General features: G+C 73.8%; 28 protein-coding genes and 1 pseudogene. 12 read left to right on the top strand and 17 right to left on the bottom strand.

Annotation, left to right across the window (positions count from 1 at the left end; translation table 11 throughout):
- Positions 1-38: 38 nt before the first annotated feature.
- Positions 39-2,534, bottom strand: coding sequence for a glycoside hydrolase family 65 protein (locus MID12_RS14770; RefSeq protein ID WP_411576959.1), 2,496 nt, complete (start codon positions 2,532-2,534; stop codon positions 39-41).
- A gap of 2 nt (positions 2,535-2,536) precedes the next feature.
- The gene (locus MID12_RS14765; RefSeq protein WP_040250855.1) at positions 2,537-3,307 is read right to left on the bottom strand and encodes an HAD family hydrolase; all 771 of its coding nucleotides are present in this window, start codon (positions 3,305-3,307) and stop codon (positions 2,537-2,539) included.
- Between the two features lie 240 nt (positions 3,308-3,547).
- Between MID12_RS14765 and MID12_RS14760 the strand changes: the two genes are divergently transcribed.
- Positions 3,548-3,769, top strand: a complete 222-nt coding sequence (locus MID12_RS14760; RefSeq protein ID WP_040250851.1) for a hypothetical protein — start codon at positions 3,548-3,550, stop codon at positions 3,767-3,769.
- Between the two features lie 193 nt (positions 3,770-3,962).
- On the opposite strand, the gene MID12_RS14755 is transcribed toward MID12_RS14760, so the two are convergent.
- Complete coding sequence (locus MID12_RS14755) at positions 3,963-4,166, bottom strand: cold-shock protein (RefSeq protein WP_040250848.1); 204 nt, start codon at positions 4,164-4,166, stop codon at positions 3,963-3,965.
- A 610-nt stretch (positions 4,167-4,776) separates the two neighbouring features.
- On the opposite strand from MID12_RS14755, the gene MID12_RS14750 reads away from it, so the two are divergent.
- Both MID12_RS14750 and MID12_RS14745 read left to right on the top strand, forming a co-directional pair.
- Positions 4,777-5,523 carry a helix-turn-helix domain-containing protein gene (locus MID12_RS14750; protein WP_263167655.1) on the top strand — a complete coding sequence of 249 codons (747 nt, stop codon included), beginning with the start codon at positions 4,777-4,779 and terminating at the stop codon, positions 5,521-5,523.
- Positions 5,524-5,676: 153 nt separating this feature from the next.
- A complete protein-coding gene (locus tag MID12_RS14745; RefSeq protein WP_040250845.1) occupies positions 5,677-6,033 on the top strand; it encodes a PRC-barrel domain-containing protein in 357 nt (118 codons plus the stop codon).
- 67 nt (positions 6,034-6,100) lie between these two features.
- Here MID12_RS14745 and MID12_RS14740 read toward each other — a convergent pair whose 3' ends face one another.
- Both MID12_RS14740 and MID12_RS14735 read right to left on the bottom strand, forming a co-directional pair.
- Positions 6,101-6,784, bottom strand: a complete 684-nt coding sequence (locus tag MID12_RS14740; RefSeq protein WP_411577061.1) for a class F sortase — start codon at positions 6,782-6,784, stop codon at positions 6,101-6,103.
- A 175-nt stretch (positions 6,785-6,959) separates the two neighbouring features.
- Positions 6,960-7,799, bottom strand: coding sequence for a CHRD domain-containing protein (locus MID12_RS14735; RefSeq protein WP_040250842.1), 840 nt, complete (start codon positions 7,797-7,799; stop codon positions 6,960-6,962).
- Positions 7,800-8,194: 395 nt separating this feature from the next.
- Here MID12_RS14735 and MID12_RS14730 point away from each other — a divergent pair, with 395 nt between their 5' ends.
- Positions 8,195-8,515 (top strand): chaplin, encoded by a 321-nt coding sequence (locus MID12_RS14730; RefSeq protein WP_040250838.1) that lies wholly within the window; start codon positions 8,195-8,197, stop codon positions 8,513-8,515.
- A 231-nt stretch (positions 8,516-8,746) separates the two neighbouring features.
- Here MID12_RS14730 and MID12_RS14725 read toward each other — a convergent pair whose 3' ends face one another.
- The 6 genes from MID12_RS14725 to MID12_RS14705 form a co-directional block, all read right to left on the bottom strand.
- Positions 8,747-9,508 carry an SDR family oxidoreductase gene (locus tag MID12_RS14725; protein ID WP_263167647.1) on the bottom strand — a complete coding sequence of 254 codons (762 nt, stop codon included), beginning with the start codon at positions 9,506-9,508 and terminating at the stop codon, positions 8,747-8,749.
- 394 nt (positions 9,509-9,902) lie between these two features.
- Positions 9,903-10,457 (bottom strand): HAD family acid phosphatase, encoded by a 555-nt coding sequence (locus MID12_RS14720; RefSeq protein WP_040250833.1) that lies wholly within the window; start codon positions 10,455-10,457, stop codon positions 9,903-9,905.
- Between the two features lie 122 nt (positions 10,458-10,579).
- Positions 10,580-11,308, bottom strand: a complete 729-nt coding sequence (locus MID12_RS14715) for a type 1 glutamine amidotransferase (RefSeq protein WP_263167645.1) — start codon at positions 11,306-11,308, stop codon at positions 10,580-10,582.
- Positions 11,309-11,524: 216 nt separating this feature from the next.
- The gene (locus tag MID12_RS32465; RefSeq protein ID WP_411576958.1) at positions 11,525-11,926 is read right to left on the bottom strand and encodes a hypothetical protein; all 402 of its coding nucleotides are present in this window, start codon (positions 11,924-11,926) and stop codon (positions 11,525-11,527) included.
- Between the two features lie 66 nt (positions 11,927-11,992).
- Positions 11,993-12,460, bottom strand: coding sequence for an alpha/beta hydrolase (locus tag MID12_RS32460; protein WP_411576957.1), 468 nt, complete (start codon positions 12,458-12,460; stop codon positions 11,993-11,995).
- 305 nt (positions 12,461-12,765) lie between these two features.
- The gene (locus MID12_RS14705; RefSeq protein WP_263167643.1) at positions 12,766-14,325 is read right to left on the bottom strand and encodes a PQQ-like beta-propeller repeat protein; all 1,560 of its coding nucleotides are present in this window, start codon (positions 14,323-14,325) and stop codon (positions 12,766-12,768) included.
- Positions 14,326-14,509: 184 nt separating this feature from the next.
- Between MID12_RS14705 and MID12_RS14700 the strand changes: the two genes are divergently transcribed.
- Positions 14,510-15,106 (top strand): TetR/AcrR family transcriptional regulator, encoded by a 597-nt coding sequence (locus MID12_RS14700; RefSeq protein ID WP_040250827.1) that lies wholly within the window; start codon positions 14,510-14,512, stop codon positions 15,104-15,106.
- Positions 15,107-15,145: 39 nt separating this feature from the next.
- Here the strand turns inward: MID12_RS14700 and MID12_RS14695 are convergent, their stop codons facing one another.
- A complete protein-coding gene (locus MID12_RS14695) occupies positions 15,146-16,576 on the bottom strand; it encodes an NAD(P)/FAD-dependent oxidoreductase (protein ID WP_263167642.1) in 1,431 nt (476 codons plus the stop codon).
- Positions 16,577-16,666: 90 nt separating this feature from the next.
- On the opposite strand from MID12_RS14695, the gene MID12_RS14690 reads away from it, so the two are divergent.
- Complete coding sequence (locus tag MID12_RS14690) at positions 16,667-17,278, top strand: helix-turn-helix domain-containing protein (RefSeq protein WP_205616937.1); 612 nt, start codon at positions 16,667-16,669, stop codon at positions 17,276-17,278.
- A 103-nt stretch (positions 17,279-17,381) separates the two neighbouring features.
- On the opposite strand, the gene MID12_RS14685 is transcribed toward MID12_RS14690, so the two are convergent.
- The 4 genes and pseudogenes from MID12_RS14685 to MID12_RS14670 all read right to left on the bottom strand — a co-directional run bounded on the left by MID12_RS14685 (position 17,382) and on the right by MID12_RS14670 (position 19,435).
- Positions 17,382-17,666, bottom strand: coding sequence for a hypothetical protein (locus tag MID12_RS14685; protein WP_263173595.1), 285 nt, complete (start codon positions 17,664-17,666; stop codon positions 17,382-17,384).
- A 142-nt stretch (positions 17,667-17,808) separates the two neighbouring features.
- Positions 17,809-17,976: a hypothetical protein gene (locus tag MID12_RS14680; RefSeq protein WP_163011115.1), complete on the bottom strand. Its 168-nt coding sequence runs from the start codon at positions 17,974-17,976 to the stop codon at positions 17,809-17,811.
- A gap of 334 nt (positions 17,977-18,310) precedes the next feature.
- Positions 18,311-19,042: pseudogene (locus tag MID12_RS14675) on the bottom strand (M56 family metallopeptidase); the annotation flags it as partial.
- A gap of 6 nt (positions 19,043-19,048) precedes the next feature.
- Entirely contained in the window at positions 19,049-19,435 is a 387-nt protein-coding gene (locus MID12_RS14670; protein ID WP_040250821.1) for a BlaI/MecI/CopY family transcriptional regulator, read from the bottom strand.
- Between the two features lie 360 nt (positions 19,436-19,795).
- Here MID12_RS14670 and MID12_RS14665 point away from each other — a divergent pair, with 360 nt between their 5' ends.
- From MID12_RS14665 to MID12_RS14640, 6 genes are all read left to right on the top strand, one after another.
- A complete protein-coding gene (locus tag MID12_RS14665; RefSeq protein WP_052482349.1) occupies positions 19,796-21,430 on the top strand; it encodes a PP2C family protein-serine/threonine phosphatase in 1,635 nt (544 codons plus the stop codon).
- Entirely contained in the window at positions 21,427-22,590 is a 1,164-nt protein-coding gene (locus tag MID12_RS14660; protein ID WP_263167639.1) for a B12-binding domain-containing protein, read from the top strand. Before MID12_RS14665 ends, MID12_RS14660 begins: the two co-directional genes overlap by 4 nt.
- The gene (locus tag MID12_RS14655; protein WP_040250814.1) at positions 22,587-22,943 is read left to right on the top strand and encodes an STAS domain-containing protein; all 357 of its coding nucleotides are present in this window, start codon (positions 22,587-22,589) and stop codon (positions 22,941-22,943) included. Before MID12_RS14660 ends, MID12_RS14655 begins: the two co-directional genes overlap by 4 nt.
- A gap of 211 nt (positions 22,944-23,154) precedes the next feature.
- Positions 23,155-24,036 carry a SigB/SigF/SigG family RNA polymerase sigma factor gene (locus MID12_RS14650; RefSeq protein WP_040250811.1) on the top strand — a complete coding sequence of 294 codons (882 nt, stop codon included), beginning with the start codon at positions 23,155-23,157 and terminating at the stop codon, positions 24,034-24,036.
- Between the two features lie 99 nt (positions 24,037-24,135).
- Positions 24,136-24,507 (top strand): STAS domain-containing protein, encoded by a 372-nt coding sequence (locus MID12_RS14645; RefSeq protein WP_040250808.1) that lies wholly within the window; start codon positions 24,136-24,138, stop codon positions 24,505-24,507.
- Between the two features lie 140 nt (positions 24,508-24,647).
- Positions 24,648-25,073, top strand: a complete 426-nt coding sequence (locus MID12_RS14640; protein ID WP_063778653.1) for an ATP-binding protein — start codon at positions 24,648-24,650, stop codon at positions 25,071-25,073.
- A gap of 251 nt (positions 25,074-25,324) precedes the next feature.
- On the opposite strand, the gene MID12_RS14635 is transcribed toward MID12_RS14640, so the two are convergent.
- Complete coding sequence (locus MID12_RS14635) at positions 25,325-26,020, bottom strand: hypothetical protein (protein ID WP_263167636.1); 696 nt, start codon at positions 26,018-26,020, stop codon at positions 25,325-25,327.
- Between the last annotated feature and the right edge of the window lie 126 nt (positions 26,021-26,146).

Genomic DNA, 26,146 nt, shown 5'->3' with positions numbered 1-26,146 from the left:
GGGCGTGGTGCAGAGGGCTGGCCCCAAGTCGCCCTCCCTCAGCGCCCGTTGACCTCCACCCAGGGTGCCGTCCCCGGCTCCACGAGCATCTCGCGCCGGCCGACCCGCACCCGCAGCGGGCGGGGGCTCGCGGCGGACAGCGCGACCTGGACGCGGTTCCTGCGCAGCCGCAGCTTCACCTCGCCGTACTCCGCGAGCCGGAAGCCGATCGCGAACTTGGAGAGCTGCGGCAGCGGCGCGGGGGCCAACCACAGGGCCCCGTCGCGCACTTCGAGACCCGGCAGCCCCCGCTGGACCAGGTCGAGGGTGCCGCCCATCGCGCCCAGGTGGATGCCCTCGCCGGTGGTGCCGCCCTGGAGGTCGGCCACGTCCCCGGCGAGGGCCTCCTCGCAGTAGCGCCAGGCCTCGGCGCGGCGGGCGCGGGCGAGGATCCAGGCGTGCACCACCGCGCTCAGGGTGGAGCCGTGGCTGGTGCGGGCCAGGTAGTAGTCGACGGTGCGGTGCCAGCGCGCCTCGTCGAGTACGTAGCCCAACTGCGTGAAGAGGGCGGCGAGTTCGGTGGGCGGGAAGAGGTAGCCGAGCATCAGCACATCGGCCTGCTTGGAGGCCTGGTAGCGGTTGGGGCTGTCGCCCTCCGCCTCCAGGATCCGGTCCAGGCGCCGGATGTCCCCGTACCGGGCGCGCAGCCCCTCCCAGTCCAGCGGGGCCAGCCTCTCGTAGCCGCTGAACTGGCTGATCACGCCCTCGTGGTGCGGCAGGTGGAGCAGCCGCGAGACCTCCTCCCACCGGGCCCGCTCCATCTCGGTCAAGTCGAGGCGTTCGCAGAGGAGTTGGCGCTCGCGGGCAGGCAGCAGGGCGTAGGTCTCGCGGGCGCGGGCGAGGACCCAGGCCGCGGTGGCGTTGGTGTAGGCGTTGTCGTCGAGGCCGGGCAGGGGCGCGTCCGGGTAGCCGTCGTGGTACTCGTCGGGGCCGACCACCCCGCGGATCCGGTAGCGGCCGAGCCCGGGGTCGAAGCGCGCCAGCGAGGACCAGAAGCGCGCGATCCCCCAGAGCATCTCCGCGCCCTGGGTGACGAGGAAGTCCCGGTCGCCGGTGGACTGCCAGTACCGCCAGATGTTGTACGCGACGGCGGAGCCCACATGGTGCTGGAGCCGGGAGTGGTCCGGCAGCCAGCGGCCCGAGCGCGGGTTGAGGTGCATCTCCTGGGTCTCCTCGCGCCCCTCGCTGCCGCTCTGCCAGGGGAACATCGCCCCGTCGAGCCCCTTCTCCCGCGCCGCCCGGCAGGCCGCGGGCAGCCGCCGGTACCGGTAGCCGAGCAGCGCCCTGGAGACCTCGGGGAAGTGCAGGTTGAGGTAGGGCAGCACGAACAGCTCGTCCCAGAAGACATGGCCCCGGTAGGCCTCGCCGTGCAGCCCCCGCGCCGGTACGCCCGCGTCCAGGGCGGCGGTGTGCGGCGAGAGGGTCCCGAGGAGGTGGAAGCGGTGCAGCCGCAGGATGCGTCCGGCCCGGCCCCGCACCTCCAGCGGGGTGCGCTGCCACAGGCCCTCCCAGGCCCGCCGGTGCGCGGCGAGCAGCACCCCGAAGTCGGCTGCCCCGGCGGCCAGTCGGGCAACCTCCCGGTCCTGTTCCGCCGCTTGCTCCCGCGCGGTGGACAGCGCGACCGTCTTGTCCACGAAGACCGTCACCCCTGCCCGTACCGGCAGCGAGAGCTCCTGGAACACCTGCCGCTCGCCGGTGACGGTCCGCACCGCCTCCGCGGGCACCGGCGAGGCCACCGCCCGCGTCCGCCGGTTGCCGTTGCGCCCGCCGCCAGTGCCCCCGTTTCCCTCAACCGGCGTGCCGGGTACGTGCGTTCCGGCCCGGGTGCGGGCGGCCAGGGCGAGGTGGATGCCGGAGGCGTTGGTGCGGCAGGTGAGGGTGACGGTGTCCTCGGCGGCGGTGCCGGTGCGCCAGTCGCGCAGATGGTGGCCCGCCAGATCGCGGTAGCGGGGCACGCCCGCGTTGCGTACGTCGCCGTCGATCCCGCTGCGCACCTCCAGCGTCCCGGACCAGCCCTCGGGGGTGAACTCGGTGCGCTGGACGGCGAGATGGGGATCCCCCATGTGCACAAAGCGGAGGTGACGCACCGTCAGGCGCCGCCCGGCCCCGTCCTCGTACACCGTCTCCCGGGTCAGGGTGCCGTGCCGCATGTCGAGGGTCTGGCGGTGGCCGCGCAGTTCCGGGCCGTCCGGGGTGAGCCAGTCGCCGGGGGGTGCCCCGGCCGGGCGCATCCGGTAGCGCAGCGGCAGCCAGTCGGGGAGGTTGACCATGTCCTCGTTCTCCACCTCCCTGGCCCCGGGCCCCTGACCGACACGGGAGGTCAGCCGGTTGTAGACGCCCGCCGCGTAGGTGCCGGGGTAGTGCACCTCGCCCGCCGGGGTCTCCGAGGCGGCCCCGCGGGTGGCGAAGACGCCGTTGCCCAGCGTGCAGATCGACTCCCGCAGCGTCTCCTCGGCGGGGTCGTAGCCCTCGTACGTCCAGGTCCAGGCGGGCACCGTCAGCCGCTCCCGGGCCGGGCCGGGTCGGGGTCGAGCAGGGCGGCCAGGTCGGTCACCACCAGGTCGGCGCCGTGCTCGCGCAGTTCGGCGGCGCTGGTCGGGCCGAGGGTGCGGTCCACCCCGACGACCAGGCCGAAGCCGCCGCGCCGCCCCGCGGCCACCCCGGCGAGGGCGTCCTCCACCACCGCGCACTCGCCCGGCGCCGCGCCCAGTCGGCGGGCCGCCTCCAGGAAGAGCGCCGGGTCGGGCTTGCCGGGCAGGCCGAGCCGCCGGGCCTCCTCGCCGTCCACGGTCTCGCGCAGCAGCCCGCGCAGCCGCGCCCCGGCGAGGAACTCCCGCGCGTGCCGGGAGGCGGAGACCGCGGCGCAGGGCACCCCGGCGACGTAGAGGGCCTTCAGGAGCCGCACCGAACCGGGGTAGGCGGGGACGCCGGGGCCGCGCAGCCGCTCGCGGAGGAGTTGCTCCTTGCGGGCGGCGACCGCGGCGACCGAGCCGGTGCCGGGGGCCTCGTCCGACGCGCCCGGCGGCAGGCCGAGGTCACGGGAGGCGAGGAAGGCGGCGGCCCCGTCGAGGCGGGACCTGCCGTCCACGTAGCGGCGGTAGTCCTCGACGGCGTCGAAGGGGCGCGGGTCACCGGCCGCCCGCAGGCAGGCGTCGAAGGCGGTCTTCCAGGTGGCGGCGTGCAGCCAGGCGGAGTCGGTGAGCACCCCGTCGGTGTCCAGGACCACCGCGCGCAGGGGGGCGAGGTGGCGGGACAGGGCCACTGCCATGCCCGTCTCCCTTCGCCGGAGTCCTCCCGCGGCGCACCGGGAGTCCTCCCATGGCAGCACGGCTCACGGGGGGACGGCACCTTGTGGGCGGCCGGGGGCGGCGGGGTGCGGGCCGTCGGGAACGGCGTCGCGGAGGTCCCGCCGCTCGCTGCGCGGGGGCCGCCGCCCGGGCGTCGTGTCCAATCTGCAGCCCGCGGACCGGACCCTTCCGGCTCGCGGCGGCGCATACTGGAGGACACGATGACGAAGCCCTCCGCGCCGCGGCGCCACCTGTCCACCAGCCCCTTCAAAGCTCCCGTCGCCTCCCCCGTCAAGGAGTTCGCGCTCGGCGACCGGGTCTCCCACGACCAGTTCGGCCTGGGCAGAGTCCTGCACGTCGAGGACCAGGTCGCTCTGCTCGTCGACTTCGGCGCGGCCCAGGTGCGGGTCGCCAGCCCGTACACGCGTCTGCACAAGCTCTGAGGCCGGCGCGCGCCGGGCGGCGGTCCGGCCGGCGCGCGGACGGCAGGCGGCAGCGCCCGCCGGACAACGGAACCGCCGGACAACGGAACCGCCGGACAACGGAACCGCCGGACAACGGAAACGGGGCCCGCACCACGAAGGTGCGGGCCCCGTTCACGCGGGAGCGGATCCCGCGGAAACCACCGAGCCTGGATCAGGCGGGGAGGATGTTCTCCGCCTGCGGGCCCTTCTGGCCCTGGGTGACGTCGAAGGTCACCTTCTGGCCCTCCTGGAGCTCACGGAAGCCCGAGGTGGCGATGTTCGAGTAGTGGGCGAAGACGTCGGCGCCGCCACCGTCCTGCGCGATGAAGCCGAAGCCCTTTTCCGAGTTGAACCACTTCACGGTTCCAGTAGCCATGTCATTCTCCTGAATGGGGCAGTGTCGAAAATCCGCACTTCACGGATTCCTCGTCGCCGCATTGAGCCCCACTCCGGAAACGGCCACCCGGTACGGAAGAGACTCCCGGATCCGTTGTGTCCACCGGCAAAACAAAATAATGCGCCCGAAGGGATAGTCCTGTCAGGCGCACATAAAGTTCATGGGTACCAAAACTGCAACCCGGCGAGCGTAGCACGTCCTCGTGGTGGCGCCGCATTCTTCTCCGCCGGGCGCGGCATCCGGCCCGCGGAACGGTCGCCTCCCTTTGGCGCAGGTCAGCGGCGGTCGGGGCGGCTCGGGGGCGGGTCCCTCCGCTCCGGCCGCCGGGCGCGGAGGGGGGAATTTCCGGTGCCGTACCGGAAATTTCTTCCGTCGTGCGGGTGACGGGCGGACGCCCGCCCGCGCCCCGGCCGGAGGGTCCGGCCCTCCCGCCCGCGCCCGGATCCCCGCCCGGACGGGCGCCTGCCCGCCGGGCCCGCGCGGCGGTCCTCCGCAGGCGCCCGCGGCGGCGAGGCCCCAAGGTGGTGAGGGCGGCCGGGGCCTCAGTACCCCGGGGCCGCCAGGGCGAGACGTACCGGGGAGCAGGCACGTGACAGAGCAGACACCGAGCGGGGGCGAGACGGCCCGCGCGGGCGCGCACGCCGGAGCGCCGGACGAGGGGCTCGCCCTCAGCCGGAGCGACCTGGGCCGCCGGGTCCGCGCCCGCCGCGAGGCGCTGGGCCTCAGCCGGGAGGCGGTGGCCGAGCGGGCGGGCTCGGCGCCCGGCTACCTCCAGTACCTGGAGGACCACTCGGCACGGCCCAGTTCGGGGCTGCTGCTGCGGCTCGCGCACGTCCTGCGCACCTCGGTGGCCGAGCTGGTCGGCGGCACCGCCGAACTCCCCGCCGGGATCGGCCGGGCCGGGCGCCACCCCGAACTCCTCGTCCTCTCGGCCGCCGAGAGCCTCTCGCTGCTCGACGGCCACGGGGTCGGCCGGATCGCGGTGACCCGGGAGGGCGCGCCCGCCATCGCCGTCGTCAACTACACGGTCCGGGACCGCACGGTGGCCTTCCGCACCGAGCGCGGCGGCCCGCTCGCCGCCGTCGCCGGGCAGGAGGCCGCCTTCGAGGCCGACCACCTCGACGAGGCGCGCAGCGAGGGCTGGAGCGTCCTGGTCACCGGTACCGCCCGCGAGGTCACCGAGGAGGCGGAGGCACGGGCCTGGGACGCCGCGGAGTTCTCGGCACCCTGGGCGGGCGGCGACCGCCCCCAGTGGATCGCCCTGCCCGCCGAACGCGTCACCGGCCGCCGCATCCGCGTACCGGGCACCTCCGGCGGGGGATCGGCGCCGGGATGACCGGGAAATCCAGAGAATCCGGGTGATCCGGGGTATCCGGGAGATTCGGGGTACCCGGGACCGTGGAAGACCGGGAGCCGCCGAGAGCCGAAAGCCCGGGCCGAGGACCGAGAAGCGATCGGGAACCGACCGAGAACCGTAGGAGCGGACATCATGGTGCATGCCGGGGACATCCGGGAGTGGCGGGGTTACGACGTGGTCGACTCCGACGGCAAGAAGATCGGCACCCTGGAGGCGGTCTACGTGGACACGGCCTCCGACGAGCCCTCCTTCGCGACCGTCACGGTCGGCCTGCCCCTCCAGCGCAAGCTGGTCTTCGTACCGCTGGCCGAGGCGGTCCTCGGCCCCGTCTACGTGAAGGTGCCGTACGACCGGAAACTCGTCCGCGAGGCCCCCTCGATCGACACCGACGGCGAACTCCTCGCCACCGAGGAGCCCGCCGTCTTCGCCCACTACGAGCTGCCGTACGCCACCGGCAGCGGCGGCGAACGGCGGCTCGCCCGCCGCTGAGGCACCCGGAACGCGGGGCGCCCCCGGGCCGTACGGCACCCCTCGGCCGTACAGCCCGGGGGCGCGGTCAGGAGTGGCTGCCCGTCAGCCGGGCGTAGACCACGACGTTGTCGGCGTAGCGGTGGTCGGCCTCCGAGTAGGTGCCGCCGCAGGTGATCAGGCGCAGCCCGGCGTGGTCCAGGTTCCGGTAGACCTCGATGGTGGGGAACTTCGCCTTGGTGTAGCGGGCGACGCGTTCGACGGTGAACTCGGCGGTGCGGCCGTCCTCGCGCGCGACGTCCACGCGGTCGCCCGGGTCGAGGTCCGCCAGGCGGAAGAAGACCGCGGGCGCGCCGTCCCAGGTGACGTGCCCGGCGATCACGGCCGGGCCCTGCGCGCCGGGCGCCGGGCCAGGCCGGTACCAGCCCGCCCTGGCCGGGTCGCGCGGCGTCTCCATGGCCCGGCGGCCGTCCAGGCCGAGGCTCTCCAGCGAGGAGGACACCTTCAGCTTCGGCACGCTGACCCGGACCGGCGGCGAGGACGGCAGCGGCGGCGTCCGCTTCCCCTCCGGCTCCGGCGCCGTGGACGAGCGGCCGGGAGCGGGGTCCCGCGCACCGGGCTCCCCGGACTCGCCGCCGGGGGAGCCCGGGACGGTGACGGTGGCCCCGGGCTTGTCGACCGCCTCGGGCGGGGCGGGCTGCTGGTCCCGCAGCCCGAGGGCGAGCAGTCCGCCACCGGCGGCCAGCAGCGCGAGGGCCGGCGCGAGCACCAGCCGCCGCCGGGGGCCGCGGCGAGCGGGCCCGGGCTCACACGCCTCCGACGGCCCCGGTGTCTCCGGCGCCCCCGGTATCTCAGGCGGCTCCGGCTGCTCCGGTATGTCCGGCATCTCTGCTCACCCGTCCTTCAGCGCTCGCTCGCCGCTCGTCCCGGTCCCTCGGCCTCCGTGCTCAGTGGCGGTCCGTACGGGCCTCGGCGGTGCGCTGGTGGTTCCTGCGGTTCACGGCGAAGAGTCCGGCCGCGGCGAGGAGGGCCGCGCCGCCGCCCGCGAGGAGGCCGGGGGACTCGATGCCCTGGGTGCCGCCCGAGCCCGTCTCGACGCCGCCGGAGGGCATCGAGCCGACCGCCGCGCCCTTGACCATGCCGCAGTCCGCGGGGGCGGTGGCCTCCTGCGGGAGCTTCGGGTCGAGCTCGCTCTTGCCCTTGCCGAAGTCGTACTTGCCGTCGCCGTTCGGGTCGATGCCGTGCTGGACGACGTGCAGGTCCTTGATGTGGTCCACGACGTCCTGCGAGACGGTCAGGGTGCGCTCGTACGAGACCTTGCCGTCCTTGTCCGCGGCGGGCATCCGGTCGACGGCGAGACCGCTGTCCTTGGAGGTGTCGCCCTTGGTGGTCAGCGAGATGTTGATGTCGCCGTAGGCGGGCAGGCCCTCGGCGGTGGTGGTGATGCCGTCGCCGTTCTTGTCGGCGCTCGCGTCCGGGCAGTGGAAGTCGTGGCCGTCGGTGGAGCCGTGGATGTGCTGGGCGTGCGGCTGGCCCGGTACCAGGCCGGAGGCCTCGATCTTCACGGTGAGCTTCGTGCCGTCGAGGCTGAGCATGGCCGTTCCGGAGGCGCCCGAGTCGTTCAGCTGCTCCAGGTTGATCTGGTACGCCTGCGAACCCTTCGCCGCGGCGGCTTCCTTGTGCCCGCCGTGTCCTTCGTGGGCGAGGGCGGGGGCGGCGGCGGCGAGGGTCAGGGCGGCGGGCAGCGCCAGGAAGGCGGAGAGGCGGGCTGTGCGGTGGCCTGTCACGGAAATGCACCTCGATGCTGAGGGTGCGTCCGGCTCGTCCCGGGCCGGGCGCGCGGTGGTACCTCTGACAGCGGGTATTCGGTCCCGATCCCCCGGCGGATTGGTGTGAATCTGTCAACCACCGCCTCCCGCCCGCCCGATGCGGTCCTGACCCCGGCCGCCCGGTCTGCCGGTACGTCAGCTTGTGTCCTGCTTCGTCCACTTGGTGGCCGCGGGTTCATCCGATGGGGTTGCCGTCCCCCGTGCGGCCAATCCCGCCCCTCCTCACCGGCGAATGACGACAGCAACCGCAGGTTCGCACCGCCGCCCGCGCGGATCCGGTCCGTACGGGCCGCGGTGGCGGAACCCGCAGCCGAGAAGAAGCGATCGAGAAATCGAGAATTGAGGAATCAAGGATGTTCCGTGTGATCAAGAGCGCCGGTCTCGTGGTCGCGGCCGGTGCCGCGCTGATCGGTGGCGCCACCGCCGCCACCGCCGACTCGGGCGCCGAGGCCGAGGCCTACGCCTCGCACTCCCCGGGCGTGCTCTCCGGCAACGTGGTGCAGGTGCCGATCGACATCCCGATCAACGTCTGCGGCAACAGCGTCAACGTCATCGCCGCGCTCAACCCGACCGCGGGCAACGTCTGCGTCAACGGCGACATCGACCGCCACGGCGACAAGGACCACCACGACGACAAGGACCGCCACGGCGACTACGCGGGATACGAGCGCTGAGGCGCTGAGCACCGCCCCGCACGTTCGGAGACAGGCCGGGCCCGGCACCGCCCCGCAGGGGGAGGCGCCGGGCCCGGCCATGTGCGGATCCGCCGCCGGCCCGGGTCCACCGCGGGCCCGCGCGTACGGCGGCGGGCTCCCGTACGGCCGCGGACTTCCGTACGGCGGCGGACGCCCGTACGGCTTCCGGTTCCCGTACGGCGCCCGGCACCCGTCCGGGCCCCGGAAGGCTCAGCTCACCCGCTCCGCGAGGAACTCCTCCCAGGTGCGCTTGCCGACGTCGTTGCCCTCCAGGGCCAGGTTCTCGCCCGCGCGGTAGGACTTGCCGGCCTTGCCGGGCATCCGCATCCCCATCATCGGGCGCTTCTTGCCGCGGGCCAGGAGGTAGCTGGTGGCCAGCTCGCGCATGCCGTAGACCTTCGGGCCCGCCAGCTCGCGCACCATGCCCTGCGGCTTGCCGAGGGTCAGATCGGCGAGGCGGGCGGCCACCTCGCGGGAGTCGACCGGCTGGAAGCGCAGCCCGCCCGGGCAGGGGACCACCGGCATCTTGGTCATCTTCTCGACCACGGTCAGGATCAGGTCGTTGAACTGCGAGGCACGCAGGATGGTCCAGGGCAGGCCGGAGTCGATGATGGCCTGCTCGGCAGCGTGCTGCTGCTTCAGCCAGGCCACCGGGACGCGGTCCGCGCCGATCACGGAGATGTAGACGACGTGCTTGACGCCGGAGTTCTTCGCGGCGGCCATCAGATGCGCGGTCGCCTTGTCGTCGCCCTTGGGGCCGCCCGCGAGGTGCAGCAGGATCTCGACGTCCTTCAGCGCGGGCTCGATCCCCTCGCCCTTGAGCAGATCGACGCTGACATGCTCGATGCCCGGGCTGTTCTCCTTGGGGTGGCGGCTGAGGATCCTCACGTCACGGCCCGCTTCGCGCAGGAGCGGTACGACGTGGCTGCCCAGGGTGCCGGTGCCACCGGTGACCAGGATGGGTGACGTCATGGCTTCTCCAAAGTCGCTCGGCCGGGAGTCGCTCTCCCGGTCAGATCAGCTTGGTTCCGTCTCTCTGCACCAGTGACGTATGGGGCGGGGAGAGTGTGACGGGCACGCGTGGGCGACTACGGGAACGGGTGTTCTCCGGGGAAGGGAGGCACCGCTCATTCCGGCGGGCGGGCGGGCGGCCGAGGTCGGGTGCGGCCCGGTTCGGCGAGCAGGCCACCAAGGCGGGGGAGGGGAAGAGGGGGCCGCTGGACCGGTGAGGTGCTGCCCACTCGTCGAGAAGCAGCGCGGATGTCTTCGGTGCCGTCACCGCCGCCGCGGTACGCGGCGACTTCGCGACCCCGGGGGCCTGAGCCGCGGGCCCCCGGGGTCGCTTCTCCGGTTCGGCCGCTCCGGCTCAGCTCAGTTCGCCGTAGTCGGGCAGGTCGTAGGTGCGCTCGCTGTGGCCGCCCTCCAGGTCGTGGGTGTGGTTACCGATGTTGGCGGTGATGGTGTACCCCTCGCCTTCCAGCCGGATACGGCAGTTGGTCTTGATCTCGGCGGTGCTGGAGCCGTCGACATCACCCACCATGCAGAGGTTGTCGACGGGGTAGCCGGCCGACCGCAGTTCGTCGATGGTCGCCTCGCGGCTGTCGTTGTCGCGCGCGGTGACGAAGGAGACGGCGCTGCCCTGCTTCTTGGCCTCCTCGACGAGCGCCAGCATCGAGGGGATGGCCTTTCCCCGCTCGTAGTGCGTCTGCATCGTGGTGTTGTCGATGTCCAGCACCAGCGTCGTCTTCTCGTCCGCGGGAAGCCGGTCGGCGAGGTACTCCTGTGCCGGGGCGACGCGGGCGTCCACGTCCGCCAGCCATTCCTCCTGGGTCGGCAGGGCGCTCGCCGCGCCGGTGGCCAGGGCCACCGTGGCCGACGCCGCGGCAAGAGCACCGATCCCGCGGATGACACGCTTTCTCATGACCGCTCCTTCGCTGGGGTGGGGGGGGAAGCGAACGGCCGAGACGCTACCTCTTGGGTGGTGGTGCGGTTAAGGTCCGGCTCTGGTGTTGTTCGGCCGGTCTGTGCCATGGCACAGACCGGTCAGGCGCCGCCCCGCCGCTCCCGCGCCAACACCCCGAAGTTCGCCACCAATTGGCGCGCCGCCCGGGCGGAGTCCGGCTCCGACTCCTCGGCGTGGGAACGGAGTCGGGCCAGGTCGAGGCCGTCCGCGCCGAGGGCGGCCTCGGACCAGTGGGCGAGGCGGTCGGCGCCCACCTCGGGGTGGAACTGCACACCCCAGGCGGCCTCGCCGAGCCGGAAGGCCTGTACGGGGCAGGGCGCGCTCTGAGCCAAGTGGACCGCGCCGGGCGGGAGTTCGGTGATCTGGTCGCGGTGGTTCTGGATCGCGGGGAAGACCGGGGGCAGGCCGTCCAGGAGCGGGTCGGCCGCGGCCTCGGGGCGCAGGGTGATCCGGCAGGAACCGCGTTCGGGTGTGCCGTGGGAGCCGAGGACGGTACCGCCGTGGGCCGCGGCGAGGACCTGGGCGCCGAGGCAGATGCCGAGGAGCGGGACGCCCTGGTCCACCGCGCGCCGGGCGAGGAGCCGCTCGGCGGGCAGCCAGGGGTGGCGGGTGTCGTCGTCGGGGAGGAAGCCGCCGCCGAGCAGGACGACCGCCGCGTACCCCGCCGGGTCGTCCACCGCCTCGGCGCCCTCGGCCTCGACCGCGGTCAGCCCCTCCTCGCGCAGCCAGGGAAGCAGTCGGCCGGGTCCGCTGCGGGGGCTGTTGCGGACGACGAGGACACGGGGTGCGGCGGGGTGGTGCGCAGACATCCGGACACCCTACGGGGCGGGGGGAGACGGGGCAGGGCACGAGGTGGAGGGAGAGGTGGAGAGAGGCGGGCCGGGGCGCGGAGGAGGCGGCGCATCGGATCGCTGGTGTGGTGGGCGGCTCCCGTATCGGGACCGCCCACCACGAGGTGGTGTCAGAGGTGCTGCTCGTAGCTCACCAGAGGTGCTGCTCGTAGCTCAGAGGTGCTTCTCCGTGGCTCAGAGGTGCTTCTCGTAGAAGGGGACGAGGTGGCTCAGTGCCTCCTCGACCGGCCCGGGCCGGTCGTAGAGGTCGTAGTGCGACGCGCCTTCGACGACGACGAGTTCCTTCTCCTCGGAGGCGGCGCGGCCGTAGATCTCGAAGCCGGCGCGGTAGGAGCCGAAGCCGCCCGGCCGGTCCCCGATCACGATGCACAGCGGCTGGGTCAGCAGCACCTCGGCCCGGTCGAAGGCATCCCAGTTGGCCAGGGCCGCCTGGCGCGAGAAGCGGAAGCTGGTCGCGCCGTTGGGCGCGCCACCACGACCGGTCTTGTAGTAGTCGGTCGCCTCGCACAGGTCGATCTCGGTGAGACCGGCCTCCTCGGCCGCCTCGGGCGACGCGGGGAGCAGGTCGTTGACCACGCCGTCCGCTCCGCGGGCCTCGGCCGTGCGCTGAGCACCGATGGCCTCCAGCGCGGCGACGGGGTCTTAGTCCACGAAGCCCTCCCGCATCAGGCGGCCGACATTGGCGGCGGCGACGGTGCCGAGCGCCTTGATCCGGCGCTCCGTCATCGTGGCATTGACGGCGTAGCCGCCTCCGCCGCAGATTCCCAGGACACCGATGCGGCTCTCGTCCACGTAGGGCTGCGTGACCAGATGGTCGATCACGTAACTGAAATCGCCCACCCGGAAGCCGGGGTCCTCGGTGAACCGCGGTTCGCCGCCGCTGGCGCCCTGGAAACTGGCGTCGAACGCCACCACGACGAATCCCTGCCGGGCCAGCGCCGTGCCGTAGACCGTGCCCGAGGTCTGCTCCTTGCAGCTGCCGGTCGGGTGGGCGCTGATGATCACGGGGTACTTCTGGGTCTCGTCGAATCCCGGCGGAAAGTAGATGTCCGCCGCGATGTCCCAAGCCAAGCCCTTGATACGGACCGGCTTGACGTTGTCGTCGGTCATGTCGTCGTCTCCTCGGGGAGGGGGGTACTCCCACTGGTGCCACCTGCGAGCGATCGGTACGGGGTGCCCGCCTGTTCTCGCCGGGCAGCAGCAATTCCGGATCGCCGGACGGGTGTTTGTTCTTCGACGGCCGCGCAATTCCCGCGGGCCACGCATTCGAGGCTGGCACGCGCCGCACACACCTGCAATGGGACATTCTTGTCCCCGGCCAATTCCGTCCTGGGACAGAATTGGCCCCCCTCACGAAAGGGCCCCCACGCCGTAGGGAATGCACTTACCCGGGCGGCAGCGGCGGCAGAAGCGCCTCAGGCCCCCGGCCCGAACCCGTACGCCAGATGCTGCTTGACGCTGCCGCCCGCCGGGTCGCCGAGCAGCGGGCTGCCGACGTACAGCCTGCCGTGGGTGAAGCGGAGGTCGGCGTACTCGGGGCTCAGGCCGATCGGGCCGTCGGGGGAGGTCAGGAGGGTCTCCTGGGTGCCCTTGCGGGGGTCGACCGAGACCACGGAGACGTCGGTGCCGCTCTTGTAGGCGAGCAGGCGGGGGCCGTCCATCCGCAGTGGCAGCAGGGTGTTGCCGTCGCCCGCCTCGAAGCGGTCGCGGGTGGGCTTTCCGTCGGCGAGGGAGAAGGAGACGATCTCGTTCCAGTAGCCCTTGCCGTGGGCGCGGCTCCTGGTGGGCACGTAGAGGCGGTCGTTGCCGACGGCGAGCGAGCGGCAGCTCTGCGCGATCTCGGCGCCCCGGCAGGAGTGCTGGAACCTGTCGTCCTTGAGCGCGATCCGGTAGCGGAGCCTGCCGCGCGCGTCCAGGGAGAGGACGTCGTCGACGCCGGTGAGCGAGGCGGTCCCGGTGTCCACGCCGAGGACCACGGGGTCGGTGGAGAGCACCTTGGGCGCGGTGGTGCCCGCGGGCAGCCGGTACCGCCACGCGTTCCTGCCGGTGTCCGGGTCGATCAGATGCGCCTCGAACTTCCGCTTCCCGAACGGCCCGCAGACCCGTACGGCGACCAGCCGCGGCCCGCCGCCGTAGCCGCGGTCGCCGCATTCGCCGACCTCCGGCTCCCAGCGCAGGCTGCCGTCGGCGAGGTCGAAGCCCGCGCCGCCGCGGATGCCCCCGGCGGCGACGGTGTCCTTGCTGATGACGACCTGGTCGAACGGCGTCTTGCGGGACTGGTATTCGGCGGTGAAGGACGTCGACCAGACCGTCTTGCCGGTGTCGAGGTCGAAGGCGAGGACCTCGGTGCAGGGCGCGGGGTAGCCGCGGTCGTCGAGCGGCTTGTCCTGGACGACCACCGCCGCGATGTTGCCCTTGCCGACCTGCGGAGAGCCCCCGCAGGAGGCGCCCTTGAGCGGCAGCGACCAGAGCTTCTCGCCGGTGGCCGCCGCGTACCCGGTGATCTCCCGTACCGAGGTCTTCGCGTAGACCCGCTCGGTCAGCCAGGAGCCCTCGGCCTTCCAGGTCGTCTGCTTCGTCACGCTGCCCGGGATCTTGGGGAACTCCGGCACCAGGGTGTGCATGAGGGTGGCCGCGGTGGGGTCGGCGGGTGCCTTCTCCTGCGGCTTCTGCTGTGCGGCGCCCGGGAGTTGGCCCTCCCCGGAGGGCTTGGCCCGGGGGCTGCCACCGTCCTTGCCGCGGTCCGCGAGCAGGTACCAGGTGCCGCCCGCGATCAGCACGGCCAGCGCGAGTACGGCCGCGAGGAGGACCGCCGGGCGCCCGCCGCGGCGCGGGCCGCCTCCGGGGGGTGTCCCCCCGGGCTGCGTCAGCGGGGGCGGCGGGCCGAAGGCGCCCTGCGGGGGCGGGCCGAAGGAGCCGCCCGGCGGGGGTCCGGCGGGCGGGGGTGGGACGGGTGCGGAATCGTGCGCGTTCATGGCGGCGAAAATAGGCCAGTTGACGATTCATCGGAGGCATTTTCTAGAAAAGTTCTCCAAACTGTTTCTGTGCGGTTCTGTTCTAGGCTGTGCGGCATGAGTGAGGAAAGCGGAACCCGGAAGTCAGGACAGGGGGCCGCGGCGGCACGCGGTGGTCCACGGGCGCGGGGGTGGGCGGTAGGCGATGTCGCCTAAACAGCAGCGCGGCGAGGCCACCGTCGACCGCATCCTGGACACCGCCCTGCGGGTCTACGCCGCCTCGGGCCAGCAGGGCTTCACCGTCAACGCGGTCACCAAGGCGGGCGGCGTCAGCTTCGGCAGCCTCTACCACCACTTCGGCAGCTTCGACGGACTCGCGGCGGCCCTCTACACCCGATGTATGGAGGAGCTCTTCGACGCGATGACCGCCGCCGTCGTCCGCTCCCGCACCGCACGCACCGGCGTACGGGCCCTGGTCCGGGCCTACTTGGACTTCACCATCGAGCACCGGGAGGCCGCCCTCTTCCTGCACGCCTCCTCCTACTCCGGCTACCTCTCCGCCCACGCCCGGCAGATCCGCGAGGCCCGGGACGCCAAACTCGCCCCGATCAGCGCTTGGTTGGAGCCCCGCGTCCGCCGCGGCGAACTCGCCCCCCTGCCCCCGCAACTCATCGAGATCATGGTCATGGGCCCCGTCGCCGAGGCCGCCCGCCGCTCCCTGTCCAGCACCTACGACGTGGACCTGAACCAGGTCGCACGCCTGCTGCCGGACGCGATCTGGCAGTCGTTGCGGCCGGAGTGAGGGCGGAACTCCCTTTGCGGGGCGCTGTGTTCGCCGGGTTCAGAGGCCGTGGCGGCGGTCCCCCGTCACCAGCGCGCTGACGCGGGCCTCGGACGCCGCCGAGAACGGTGCGCGGTGGGCGGCGACCGCGCGGCGGGTCTCCTCGGCGATCAGGTCCGCGTTGATCTGGGCGGCCGCCGCCGCTCCCGCCGCCGCGGAGGCGCCGACCTGGGCGGAGAGATCGGCCGCATTGCCCGCGACCCAGACGCCCGGCACCTCGGTACGGCCCAGCGCGTCGGCGGGCAGGTAGCTGCCCGCGCCGCCGGGATGCTCCACGGCCCGCAGCCCGAGCCCCGCCAGGAAGCCGACCCGCGCCGACATCGGCGCCGCGACGGCCAGCACCTCGCGCGCGAGGACCCGCCCGTCCTTCAGCCGCAGCCCGGTCAGCCGGTCCCCGGTGACCTCCAGGCCCGCCACCTCGCCGTCCACCACGCGGATCCCGCGCGCGGCCAGCTGCGCCGCCTGCTCCTCGTCCGGCTGCGGCGTGCCCTGGGTGAAGAGGGTGACGTCCGCGCTCCACTGCCGGAACATCAGCGCCTGGTGCACCGCCATCGGCCCCACGGCAAGCACCCCGACGGCCCGGTCCCGCACCTCCCAGCCGTGGCAGTACGGGCAGTGCACCACATCCCTGCCCCACCGCTCCCGCAGCCCGGGCAGACTCGGCAACTCGTCCACCAGGCCGGTGGCCACCAGCAGACGGCGCGCGGTGACGGTACGGCCGTCGGTCAGTACGAGGGTGAAGGGGGACGGGGCCGGGTTGTTCCGGCTGTTCGGGGTGTCGCGGGTGTTCGGAGTCTCCCGGCCGTTGGGAGTGTCCCGGCTGTTCGGAGTGTCCCGGCTGTCCGGGGCGCCCGGATCGGTCGGCCTGTCCGGGTGGCTCGGCCTGTCCGGATCGGTCGGCCTGTCCGGGTGGCTCGGCCCGTCCGCATGGCTTCGCCCGTCCGGACTGCTCGGCCCGTCCGGACTGCTCGGCCCGTCCGGACTGCTCGGGCCGTCCGGTTCCTCGTGCGTGGGGCGCGTGGCGGTGGCCACCTCGCCGGGGACCACCTGCCCGCCGTAGCGGCGGACCTCCGCTCTGCCGCGCGCGAGCAGCTCGCGGGGGCTGATCCCGTCCAGGCCCAGCAGTCCGTGCACCCCGGCGGCCGGGGCGTTGCGCGGTGCGCCCGCGTCCAGCACCACCACCGAGCGCCGCGCCCTGGCCAGCATCAGGCCCGCACTCAGCCCGGCGGCACCACCGCCGACCACGACCACGTCGTAGCCGTCCCGCAGCTCGTCGGGGGTCTCCGCCGCTGCCGCCCCGGTGATCTCCCGTGCCGTCGACTCGGCCGTCGACTCGGCCGTCAGCTCGGCCGTCAGCTCGGCCGTCATCTCGGCCGCCCGCCGGGTCGCCCGCGGTGCCGCCCCCTGGGTCGTCTTCTCGTTCTCGGTCATCGTGACCACCTCCACGACGACCATGCGAGCGTGCTGCCGATGCCGCAAAGAACCTTGCTGTTCTGGCAAACTTCCCGCATGGCGCCCGACATGACGCAAGACAGTGATCTCGACCGGACCCTCACCGCGGTCGGCCCCCGGCTGCGTGCGCTGCGCAGGCAGCGGGAGGTCACGTTGGCCGATCTCTCCCGGAGCACCGGTATCTCGGTGAGCACCCTCTCCCGGCTGGAGTCCGGCGACCGCCGCCCCAACCTCGAACTCCTGCTCCCGCTCGCCCGGGCCCACGGCGTCACCCTCGACGAACTCGTCGGCGCCCCGCCCACCGGCGACCCGCGCATCCATCTGCGCCCGCTGACCCGGCACGGCATGACGATGGTGCCCCTGACCCGCCGGGCCGGCGGCATCCAGGCGTACAAACTGGTGATCCCGGCGGGCAGCAACCGCAGGGAGCCCGACCCGAAGACCCACGAGGGCTACGAGTGGCTCTACGTGCTCAACGGCCGCCTCCGAGTCCTGCTGGGCGAAAGGGACTTGACGCTCACCCCCGGCGAGGCCGCCGAGTTCGACACCCGCGTCCCGCACTGGTTCGGCGGCGCCGATGCCCAACCGGTGGAATTCCTCAGCCTGTTCGGCAGCCAGGGGGAACGGGCGCATCTGCGGGCGCGGCCCAAGTCGGTGCGGACGGAGGGGAGTTCGGCCTGAGAGCGGGTCATGTCGATGCCCGCTGGCTGGTCCGCCCGGCCGCCGATGCATCACCCGCTGGAAGCGGCCCGTGGACTACCGCCTGGACCGGGCCGCCGACTCCTCAGCGGTTGCCCAGCGCCCGTGAAGCCAGCCAGGCCCCGTACGCCGCGAGGCCGAGGGTGCCGAGGCGGCGGGTGCGGGGGCTGGTGAGGGCGAGGCCCAGGGCGAGTTCGGTGGCGCCGTTGCGGTAGATCCACTGGCGGGTGTCCTGGGGGAACACCTTGGCGGACAGGGGCTCGAAGGCCGCGGGGACGGCGAAGTGGGCGGCGCCGGTTCCGGCGAGGGCGAGGCCGAGGAGGCGGTTCTTGGAACCCTTGGTGTTCGGGGAGTTCTTGGAGCCGGACATGCGGGGCCTTCCCTGGAGGGGCCGGGGGCGGGGCGGGCGGTCGCGGGACCGCTCGGCTGCGAGGAGTCTATCCAGGGGTGCCAATGGTTGGGAGTGCGAAGAATCTCACGTGCGGGCCCGCGGTCCGTACGAGCACCGTGCCTCACATCGGCGTAGCCGCCTTCAGGAGGAGGAGCATGGTCATCGTCGAACTCGCCGAGGACATCGCGGAGATGGCCGTGCCCACCGCCGCGCCGTAGGCGGCGAGACCGATGGCGCTGAAGACGGACGGGCGCCGGGAGGCGGGCGCCGGTGCGAGCAGCGCGGCCACCCGGCGCGGCACTGGCCCGGGAGCGGCGAACCCGGGGAAGCCGGGGAAGCCGGGGAAGCCAGAAGAACCGGCGAACCCGGGGAAGCCGGAAGAACCAGCCGAGCCGAGAAGGCCGAGAAAGCCGGGGAAGCCAGCAGAACCGGCAATCCCGCTGAACCCGGAAGACCCACCCGAGCCAGTAGTACCAGGAAAGCCGGAAGCCCCCGCGAACCCGGGAAAGACCGGACCACCCGAAAACCCCGACCCCGATCCCAGCCCTAGCCCCCGACCCCGACCCCAGCCCCGACCCCAGCCCCGACCCCGACCCCGACCCCGACCCCGACCCCAGCCCCGACCCCGCCCCCACGCCCCCCTCCCGTCCCGCCAGCGCCGCCTTGCCGATGGCGCGGGCGAGGGTGCGGCGGTTGCCGATGGTCTGGGCGGCAGTTTCGTCGGCCCAGCGTTCGGTGGCGTACTCGACGGCGGCGCGCAGGGGGCGCAGGAAGGGGTTGGCGCGGGCGGCGAGTTGGACCGCGAGGAGGTAGCGGTGGTGGTGGGCGGCGAGGTGGGCGCGTTCGTGGGCGAAGAGGGCGCGGCGCTCGGGGGCGTCGAGGGAGCGCAGGATGCCGGTGGTCGCGAGGACCCGGCCGGGGGCGCCGGCGGTGCCGGGCAGGGCGTAGGCGTAGGGGGCGGGGTCCGGGAGGACGGCGACGGTGCGGCCGGGGAGTCCGTGCAGGGCGCGGTGGGCGCGCAGGCGCAGTTCGCGGCGGCCGCGCAGCAGGCGGGCGCAGGACAGGGCGAGGACGAGCAGGGCCGGGATGGAGACCTTGCCCGCGATCTCGTCGCAGGGGACGGCCGCGCGTACCTCGGGGTCCGACCAGCCGTCCGGCAGGGGGTTGCCGGGGAGTTGGGCGGTGCCGACGACCACCAGGAGGGCCAGGCACAGGGTGCTGCAGGCCGCCATGACCGCGGCCACCGCGGTCAGCAGGCGGGTGGCGGTCCGCGGGTGGAGGCGCTGCTCGGCGAGGCGCGCGACCGGCCAGGCGGTCAGCGGGAGGACGAGCGGGAGGAAGACGAAGACCCCCATCGGACGTCAGCCCTCCCGCTGGTCCTCGGCCTGCCGCAGCAGTTCGCGCAGCAGTCGCTCGTCCTCGGCGGGGAGCGCGGTGACGAAGCTGGCGAGGACCGCGCCGCGGTCGGCCTCGCTATTGAGCACCTTGTGCATGCGGTGCGCGGCGAGGCCGGCGATGTCGGCGGCCGGGGTCCACAGGAAGGAGCGTCCCGAGCGCTCCCGGGTGACCACGCCCTTGGCGAGCAGCCGCGTCAGGATGGTGACGACGGTGGTGTACGCGAGCCCGCCGCCCAGCTGCTCCTTGAGCCAGCCCGCCGTACGGGGGCCGTCCGCGGAGCGCAGGGCCGACAGGACCAGCACTTCCAGTTCGCCCTGCCTCCTGCGGGAACGCTGCCCCTCGCCGGTCATCCCCCGGTCCCCTTCCCGCCTGTGGCCGATCCGCCGGTGCGCCCCGCGGCCGCCGTGCCGGTGCCCCTCTCGCGGGGCCTCGCACCCGGTGTGCGACCTCACACCTTATAGAGGGGAGGACGGCCCCTCGGATGTCCGGCGGCCCGGCACCGGCCCCCGGAGCGGCCCCCGACCCCGCCGTGACCTGGGCCGACCTGCGACTCTTGCCGCCCGGCAAGTGTTCCGCGATAGTGGCCTGATCAGGACTTCCTCCTCGCGGGGAGGTCCCGGGACGCAGGAGTTCCGCTCCCACGGAAGTCCTGCCACGCTGGAGTTCCCCTCTTACGGAAGGCGGCAGCCCCCGGCTACGGGGCGACCCCATTGCAGGCATCAAGCAGCGGTTCCCAGGATGTGGACCGGGCCCCCTCCGGTCCGGCACAGGCCTGGCGGAACGCGCCGTGCCCCGTCGTCGTCGCCACCGGCGGCGGCGACCTCGCGGACCTCAACGGCGCCGCGGAACTCCTCCTCGCCGGGGCCCGCCCCGGCACCGCGCTCACCGACACCGGACTGCACTGGCTCGCCGAGGCGCACCGCGCACCCGGGCCCGTGCCGCGGTCCGGCCCGGTCGGCGGCCGGGTCGGGGAGCGCAGCTTCGCCGCGTACGCGACCGGCGGCGACGGCGGGGAGACCGTCTGGTGGCTGCTGGACGACACCGAGGAGCGGGCGGCGCGGACCGCGCTGCGGGACGAGCGGGAGCGCTCCGACTTCCTCGCGAGCGCCTCGGACGAACTGCTCGCCTCCCTCAACGTCGACCGCTCCATGGAGACCATCGCGCGGCTCAGCGCCCGCCACCTCGCCGACGCAGCCGTGGTCGTCGCCCCGGCGAGCGGCCGGTGGCTGCCGGTGACCTACGCGGACTCCTCCGGCGAGGTCACCTTCCGGCGGCTCGGTGCGCAGGCGGAGGACGTGCCGGGGCTGCGCGAGGCGCTCCAGGGCTTCCCGCCGGTGCCCTCGCGCTGGATCGACCCGGGCGCCCTGCCCGACTGGGCGGTGCCCGAGGGCTTCGCGGGGCCGGTCGGCTCGGTGGTGGTCACGCCGCTGCCGGGGCACGGGGTGCCCGCGGGCGCGCTGATCCTGCTGCGCCGCAGCGGGCCCGCCGCCTTCAGCGACGGCGAGGAGACCTTCGCCCGGCTCTTCGCGACCCGGGCCGGGGCCGCGCTCTCCGCCGCCTCCCTCTACTCCGAGCAGGCCCGCGTCACCCGCACCCTGATGCGGGACCTGCTGCCGCCGCGGCTGCACCAGGTGCACGGGGTGGAGTTCGCGGGCGGCTACCGCGCCGCCGAGCACCGCGAGCGGGTCGGCGGCGACTTCTACGACGTGCACCCGGGCGGCGCCGAGGACGAGGAGTCCTTCGTGGTGCTCGGCGACGTCTGCGGCAAGGGGCTCGACGCCGCGGTGCTCACCGGCAAGATCCGCAACACCCTGCACGCCCTGCTGCCGCTCGCGGGCGACCACGACCGGGTGCTCAACCTGCTCAACGACGCCCTGCTCAGCCTCCAGGACACCCGCTTCGCCACCCTCGTGCTCGCCTCCGCGGTACGGGACGGCGAGCGGGTGCGGCTGCGGCTGACCAGTGCCGGGCACCCGGCGCCGCTGCTGGTGCGCGCGGACGGCCGGGTGGAGCCCGCGGACACCCACGGCAGCCTGGTCGGCGTGCTGCCCGCGGTGCGCAGCGTCACCGCCGAGGTCAGCCTCGCGCCCGGCGAGACCTGCCTGCTCTACACGGACGGGATCACCGAGGCGCGCGGCGGCCCCTTCGGGGACGAACTCTTCGGTGAGGAGCGCCTGCAGGAGGCCCTCACCGAGTGCGGGGGCATGCCCGCCGAGGCGGTGGTCGAGCGGGTCCAGATGCTCGCCGCCCAGTGGACCGGCGGCGGGCGCAAGGACGACATGGCGGTCGTCGCCGTCACCGCCCCCTACCCGGGCGGCGGCCCCGGCGAGCGGGCCGGGCGATGAGCACCGGTCCGCGCACGGCGGGGCCGGCCGGGGCCCCGCACTCCCCGCCCGCCGGGGCCGACGGCCTCGAAGCGGCCCGTACCCGGCTGTGGGACGCCGTCCGCGTCCGGGACGCCGAGGGCGCCGTCGCGGCCGTGCACGCGCCCCTGGAGCAGGGGTACGACCTGGAGTCCGTCCTGCTCGACGTGATCGCCCCGGTGCAGGCGCGGGTCGGGCGCGAGTGGGCCGGGAACCGGATGACGGTGGCCGAGGAGCACGCCGCGACCGCCCTCAACGACCGGGTGGTCGGGGCGCTTTCGGCGCACCCGGCGGCCCGGCCCGGGGCCCCGCGCGGCCGGGTGGCGGTGGCCTGCGTGGACGGCGAGTGGCACGCGCTGCCCGCCCGGCTGCTCGCGGAGGTGCTGCGGCTGCGCGGCTGGGAGGTCGACTTCCTCGGCGCGCACGTGCCCTCCGCCCACCTGGTGGACCATCTGCACACCACCGGCCCCGACGCGGTCGCCCTCTCCTCCTCGCTGGCCACCCGGCTGCCCACCGCGCACGCCGCCGTCACCGCCTGCCAGGCCATCGGCGTCCCGGTCCTGGTCGGCGGGGCCGCCTTCGGCGCCGAGGGGCAGTACGCCCGGCTGATCGGCGCGGACGCCTGGGCGCCGGACGCCCGGGGCGCGGCCGGGCTGCTCGCCGCCGGGCTGCCGCGGCCGGTGCCCAAGGGCGCGGGCCAGCCGGTGGACGCGCTGCCGTATCTGGCGGACCAGGAGTACACCATGGTCGGCCGGACGCGGCCCCGGCTCGTCCGGCAGGTCATGGGCGGTCTGGAGACGCGCTTCCCGGCGATGGCGGAGTACGGCAGCGCGCAGCGGCAGCGCACCGCCGAGGACCTGGCGCATGTGGTCGACTTCCTGGCCGCGGCCCTCTACACCGACGACGACCGGCTCTTCGGTGACTTCCTGGTCTGGACGGCCGGGGTGCTCAACTCCCGTGGCGTGCCCGACCGTTCGCTCGATCCGGCGCTGGAGCTGCTCGCCGGGATCCTCCAGGACTTCCCGCGCAGCAACCGCATCCTCGCCGCCGGGCTGAAGTCCCTGGCCGCCGCCCGCGGCACCGCGGACGGAAGCCGCGGCCGTACCACCGAGAACCACCCGGAGACCGAAGAGCCCGTATGACCTCTCTGCCGACCCCCGCCTTCGCGCTGCGGTCCCATACCGAGGGCCCGCGGCACGTCCGCCTGAGCGTCACGGGCGAACTCGACTACGAGACCGCCGACGAACTGCTCGCCGAGGCGCGCGGACTGCTCGCCGGGCACCCCGAACTCACCACGCTGCGACTGGACTTCGCCTCCCTGGACAGCTGCGACTCGATGGGCCTGTCCGCGCTGTTGATGGTGCACCGCGAGTGCACCGCCGCCCGGGTCCGGCTGCACCTGGACGAGCGCCCGCCCGCCTTCGAGCGCCTGCTGCGGGTCACCGGCACGCTGGCCCATCTGACGGGCGAGGAGCCGGACCCGCCGCCCGGCTGAGGTCCGCGTACCAGAGCCCGTACGAGAGGTCCCGTACGAGAGGCCCCGTACCGCAGGCCGCACGGAATCCGCGTACCGAATGCCCGGAATGCGGGCGCCTGTTGGGGTCTGGCGCCCCGGAAGATGAGACCTGGCTCACATGCATCATCGGGCGACTCGGGGGCACAACGGATGCAGAGATCGATTGGACGGTCGCGAACGGAGCAGCACCATGGTGATCAGCGAGACACGTGCCGGGCAGGTCCTCACTGACGGCGAGGCGGGAGTGCGCGAGGCGCTGCCGGTCGTCGACGACCCGCGCAGCACGGCACCCGCGGACGCCCGTGAGCTGAGCCGCCTCTTCTTCGCCCGGCTCCGCGAACTGGAGGAGGGCACGCCCGAGTACCAGTACGCGCGCAACACCCTGATCGAACTCAACATGGGACTCGTGCACTTCGGGGTCCGGCGCTTCCGCAGCGGCGCCGTGGAGACCGAGGACATGGTCCAGGTCGGCATGATCGGGATGATCAAGGCCATCGACCGCTTCGACCTGAGCCGCGAGGTGGAGTTCGTCACCTTCGCGATGCCGTACATCACCGGCGAGATCAAGCGGTTCTTCCGGGACGCCACCTGGGCGCTGCACGTGCCGCGCAGGCTCCAGGAGCGGCGCCAGGAACTCGCCCGCGCCCAGGACGACTTGATCGCCCTGCTCGGCCGCGCCCCGCGCACCGCGGAGCTGGCCGAGGTCATGCAGATCCCGGAGAAGGAGGTCGCCGAGGCGCAGCGCGCGGCCAACGGCTACCACACCCAGTCCCTGGACGCCCCGATCGGCTCCGAGGGGATGCACCGCGCGGACCGCCCGCTGAGCGAGATGGTCGGCGGCGAGGACCCCGCGTACGAGCTGATCGAGAACTGCCACGCGCTCGGCCCGCTCCTTGCCGAACTGGCCCCGCGGGAGCAGGAGATCCTGCGGATGCGGTTCGCCGAGGAGCTGACCCAGGCGCAGATCGGGGAGCGGATCGGCGTCTCGCAGATGCAGGTCTCGCGGCTGCTGACCCGCACGCTGGGCCGGCTGCGCAGGCAGCTCCTGATCGACGAGTCGCCGCGCGTCTGAGCGGCGCCGGGCCGGTCCGGCGGGCCGGTGGGACATGCGAATATTTCGGTACCTGGGCCGGACCGTGCCCACGGTGAGCGGTCGGGGCTTGGGGAGAGCATGTACGGCGATCCGGAGATCGTGACGTCCGATGTCACCCGGGCTTCCGGGGAACGCGTCCTGCTGGTGGCGGTCCGCGGCGATGTGGACTACGACAACGGGGGCGCCCTGGAGAAGGTCCTGCGGGAGCGTCCCGAGGGCACCGAGCACCTCGTGCTCGACCTCTCGGGCACGGGCTTCGCGGACTCGACGATCCTGCACCTGCTCCTGGACGCCCAGCGCGCGCACCGCGCCGAGGGCGGCTCCCTGGTGCTCGCCGGGCCCTTCTCGGACATCGTGCAGCGGCTCTTCCAGGTCACCGGGACGCTGACCTTCTTCACCGTCGCGGGGAGCGTGGACGAGGCCATGGATCTCTTCGGCGCGGAGCAGTGAGTCCGGTGGATCCGGTGAGTCGGGTGAGAGCGGCCGGGGCTGCCGGGGCAGCCGTGGCAACGGGGGACGCGGCCGGTCCGCGGACCGGGGAGACAGCCGGACCGGGCCTGGGGCCGCGGAGACGAGCAGGGGAGAGCGGCATGACGGGGGAGCGCATGTGTACGGGTGAGGTGACGGTGGTGCCGCAGCGAGGCCGGGCGGTGCCCGCGAGCGCCGCGGAGGCCCGTCAGGAGGTCGAATTCCTGCTCTACGACAGGTATCTGACCGGTTCGGCTGCCGCCCGGCAGTCCTCCACCGACGCCCTCCTGGTCACCTCGGAGCTGGTGACCAACGCGCTCGTCCACGGCGGCGGACTGACCGGCTTCCGGGCCGAACTGGCCCCCGGCGGCCTGCGGCTCACCGCCCAGGACCGCAGCGCCGAGCTGCCCCGGCTGCGCAGCGAGCCCCGCGACCTGCTGCCCGGCGGCTACGGCTGGCCGCTGATCTGCCGCCTCGCCCAGGAGATCACCCTGCGCCTGCTGCCCGGCGGCGGCAAGCAGATCAGCCTCTTCCTGCCGCTGGACTGAGCCCGCGCGCCCGGCGGCGCTCCCGCGCATCCGGCGGCCGCTTCCGCATGCCTCTGCGCTCTCGCATGCCTCTGCGCTCTCGCATGCCTCTGCGCTCTCGCGCGCCTCTGCGCTCCCGCGCCCCGGGGTGGTGCCTCTGCGCCCGGGGCGCCGCGCGGCGGGACCCGGCGCCAGGAGCCGGGCCGCCCGCTCCCGCCGGACAGGCCTGCTCCTGAGCTGCTCCGGACGAGCCCGCTCCCGCCTGACCTGCCCTAACAGACCTGCTGGGGGCCGGAGTTCTCGGTTCCCACCCGGCCGACGGCGGTCTCGTCGCCGAGTCCGGTGCCCGCGGCGTGGCCGATGTAGCAGGAGTACTTGGTCTTGTTGATCACTTCGAGGTGGATGTGGGCGCCGGTGTCGCCGTTGACCTGGTAGCAGGAGGAGTAGCGGAAGCGGCCGGTCTGCCCGAGGCGGGTCCAGGGGCCCACGGTCGCGCCCACCGCGATCTCCTCGGGCTTCTGGTCGACGTGCATCACGTCCGCCCGGCCCACCACCGTGCCGGTGGCGTCGTCGACCGCCTCCAGGCCGATGCGCCAGCCGCCGTCGGCGAGGTCGCCGGTGGCGCAGCCGGGGGCGACGGTGACCACGTGCACCGAGACCGGGTTCCCGGCCGCGGTCTTGCTGCCGAAGGGGGAGACCACGGTGGCGCCCGGGTTCTGGTAGATGTCCACCGCCCAGTCGTTCAGATAGCCCCAGTTGGAGAAGACCCGGTGGTGGGAGGAGGGCGGTGCCTCGCCGAACCGGTCCCAGGTGGAGGCGCCCTGGATCGGCGGGTACACAGTGACCGTGTCGGCGGCGAGCCGCGGCTGCGCGCCGGAGGCGGCCGGGGAGGGCGGCGCGCTCAGCAGGACCGCGCAGGTGCCGAGGGCGGCGGCGAGGGTGACACGGGCGGGGGTCAGGAGTCTCACGAGTCTCCGGGTGTGGGGGGCGGGAGAGCCGTCGGGGGCGGCGGCCGCGTGGGGACGCGTCCGCGGCCGCCCGGCGGTCGTGCGGTGACGGGTGATTCAAACACTGTCGTCGTGTCCATGCCAGAC

Source organism: Streptomyces sp. SCSIO ZS0520 (assembly GCF_025643355.1).
Taxonomy (GTDB): Bacteria; Actinomycetota; Actinomycetes; order Streptomycetales; family Streptomycetaceae; genus Streptomyces; species Streptomyces physcomitrii.
This window is presented reverse-complemented; position numbering and strand designations above follow the sequence as displayed.

Bases quoted from the DNA above. Each gene is read 5' to 3' on its own strand.
- MID12_RS14640 (WP_063778653.1), top strand. From the start codon at position 24,648: ATGACGGGGGAGCGCATGTGTACGGGTGAGGTGACGGTGGTGCCGCAG.
- MID12_RS14645 (WP_040250808.1), top strand. From the start codon at position 24,136: ATGTACGGCGATCCGGAGATCGTGACGTCCGATGTCACCCGGGCTTCC.
- MID12_RS14765 (WP_040250855.1), bottom strand. From the start codon at position 3,307: ATGGCAGTGGCCCTGTCCCGCCACCTCGCCCCCCTGCGCGCGGTGGTC.
- MID12_RS14670 (WP_040250821.1), bottom strand. From the start codon at position 19,435: ATGACCGGCGAGGGGCAGCGTTCCCGCAGGAGGCAGGGCGAACTGGAA.
- MID12_RS14660 (WP_263167639.1), top strand. From the start codon at position 21,427: ATGAGCACCGGTCCGCGCACGGCGGGGCCGGCCGGGGCCCCGCACTCC.
- MID12_RS14760 (WP_040250851.1), top strand. From the start codon at position 3,548: ATGACGAAGCCCTCCGCGCCGCGGCGCCACCTGTCCACCAGCCCCTTC.
- MID12_RS14690 (WP_205616937.1), top strand. From the start codon at position 16,667: ATGACGCAAGACAGTGATCTCGACCGGACCCTCACCGCGGTCGGCCCC.
- MID12_RS14705 (WP_263167643.1), bottom strand. From the start codon at position 14,325: ATGAACGCGCACGATTCCGCACCCGTCCCACCCCCGCCCGCCGGACCC.
- MID12_RS14700 (WP_040250827.1), top strand. From the start codon at position 14,510: ATGTCGCCTAAACAGCAGCGCGGCGAGGCCACCGTCGACCGCATCCTG.
- MID12_RS32460 (WP_411576957.1), bottom strand. From the start codon at position 12,460: ATGACCGACGACAACGTCAAGCCGGTCCGTATCAAGGGCTTGGCTTGG.
- MID12_RS14745 (WP_040250845.1), top strand. From the start codon at position 5,677: ATGGTGCATGCCGGGGACATCCGGGAGTGGCGGGGTTACGACGTGGTC.
- MID12_RS14730 (WP_040250838.1), top strand. From the start codon at position 8,195: ATGTTCCGTGTGATCAAGAGCGCCGGTCTCGTGGTCGCGGCCGGTGCC.
- MID12_RS14720 (WP_040250833.1), bottom strand. From the start codon at position 10,457: ATGAGAAAGCGTGTCATCCGCGGGATCGGTGCTCTTGCCGCGGCGTCG.
- MID12_RS14655 (WP_040250814.1), top strand. From the start codon at position 22,587: ATGACCTCTCTGCCGACCCCCGCCTTCGCGCTGCGGTCCCATACCGAG.
- MID12_RS14725 (WP_263167647.1), bottom strand. From the start codon at position 9,508: ATGACGTCACCCATCCTGGTCACCGGTGGCACCGGCACCCTGGGCAGC.
- MID12_RS14715 (WP_263167645.1), bottom strand. From the start codon at position 11,308: ATGTCTGCGCACCACCCCGCCGCACCCCGTGTCCTCGTCGTCCGCAAC.
- MID12_RS14695 (WP_263167642.1), bottom strand. From the start codon at position 16,576: ATGACCGAGAACGAGAAGACGACCCAGGGGGCGGCACCGCGGGCGACC.
- MID12_RS14650 (WP_040250811.1), top strand. From the start codon at position 23,155: ATGGTGATCAGCGAGACACGTGCCGGGCAGGTCCTCACTGACGGCGAG.
- MID12_RS14685 (WP_263173595.1), bottom strand. From the start codon at position 17,666: ATGTCCGGCTCCAAGAACTCCCCGAACACCAAGGGTTCCAAGAACCGC.
- MID12_RS14755 (WP_040250848.1), bottom strand. From the start codon at position 4,166: ATGGCTACTGGAACCGTGAAGTGGTTCAACTCGGAAAAGGGCTTCGGC.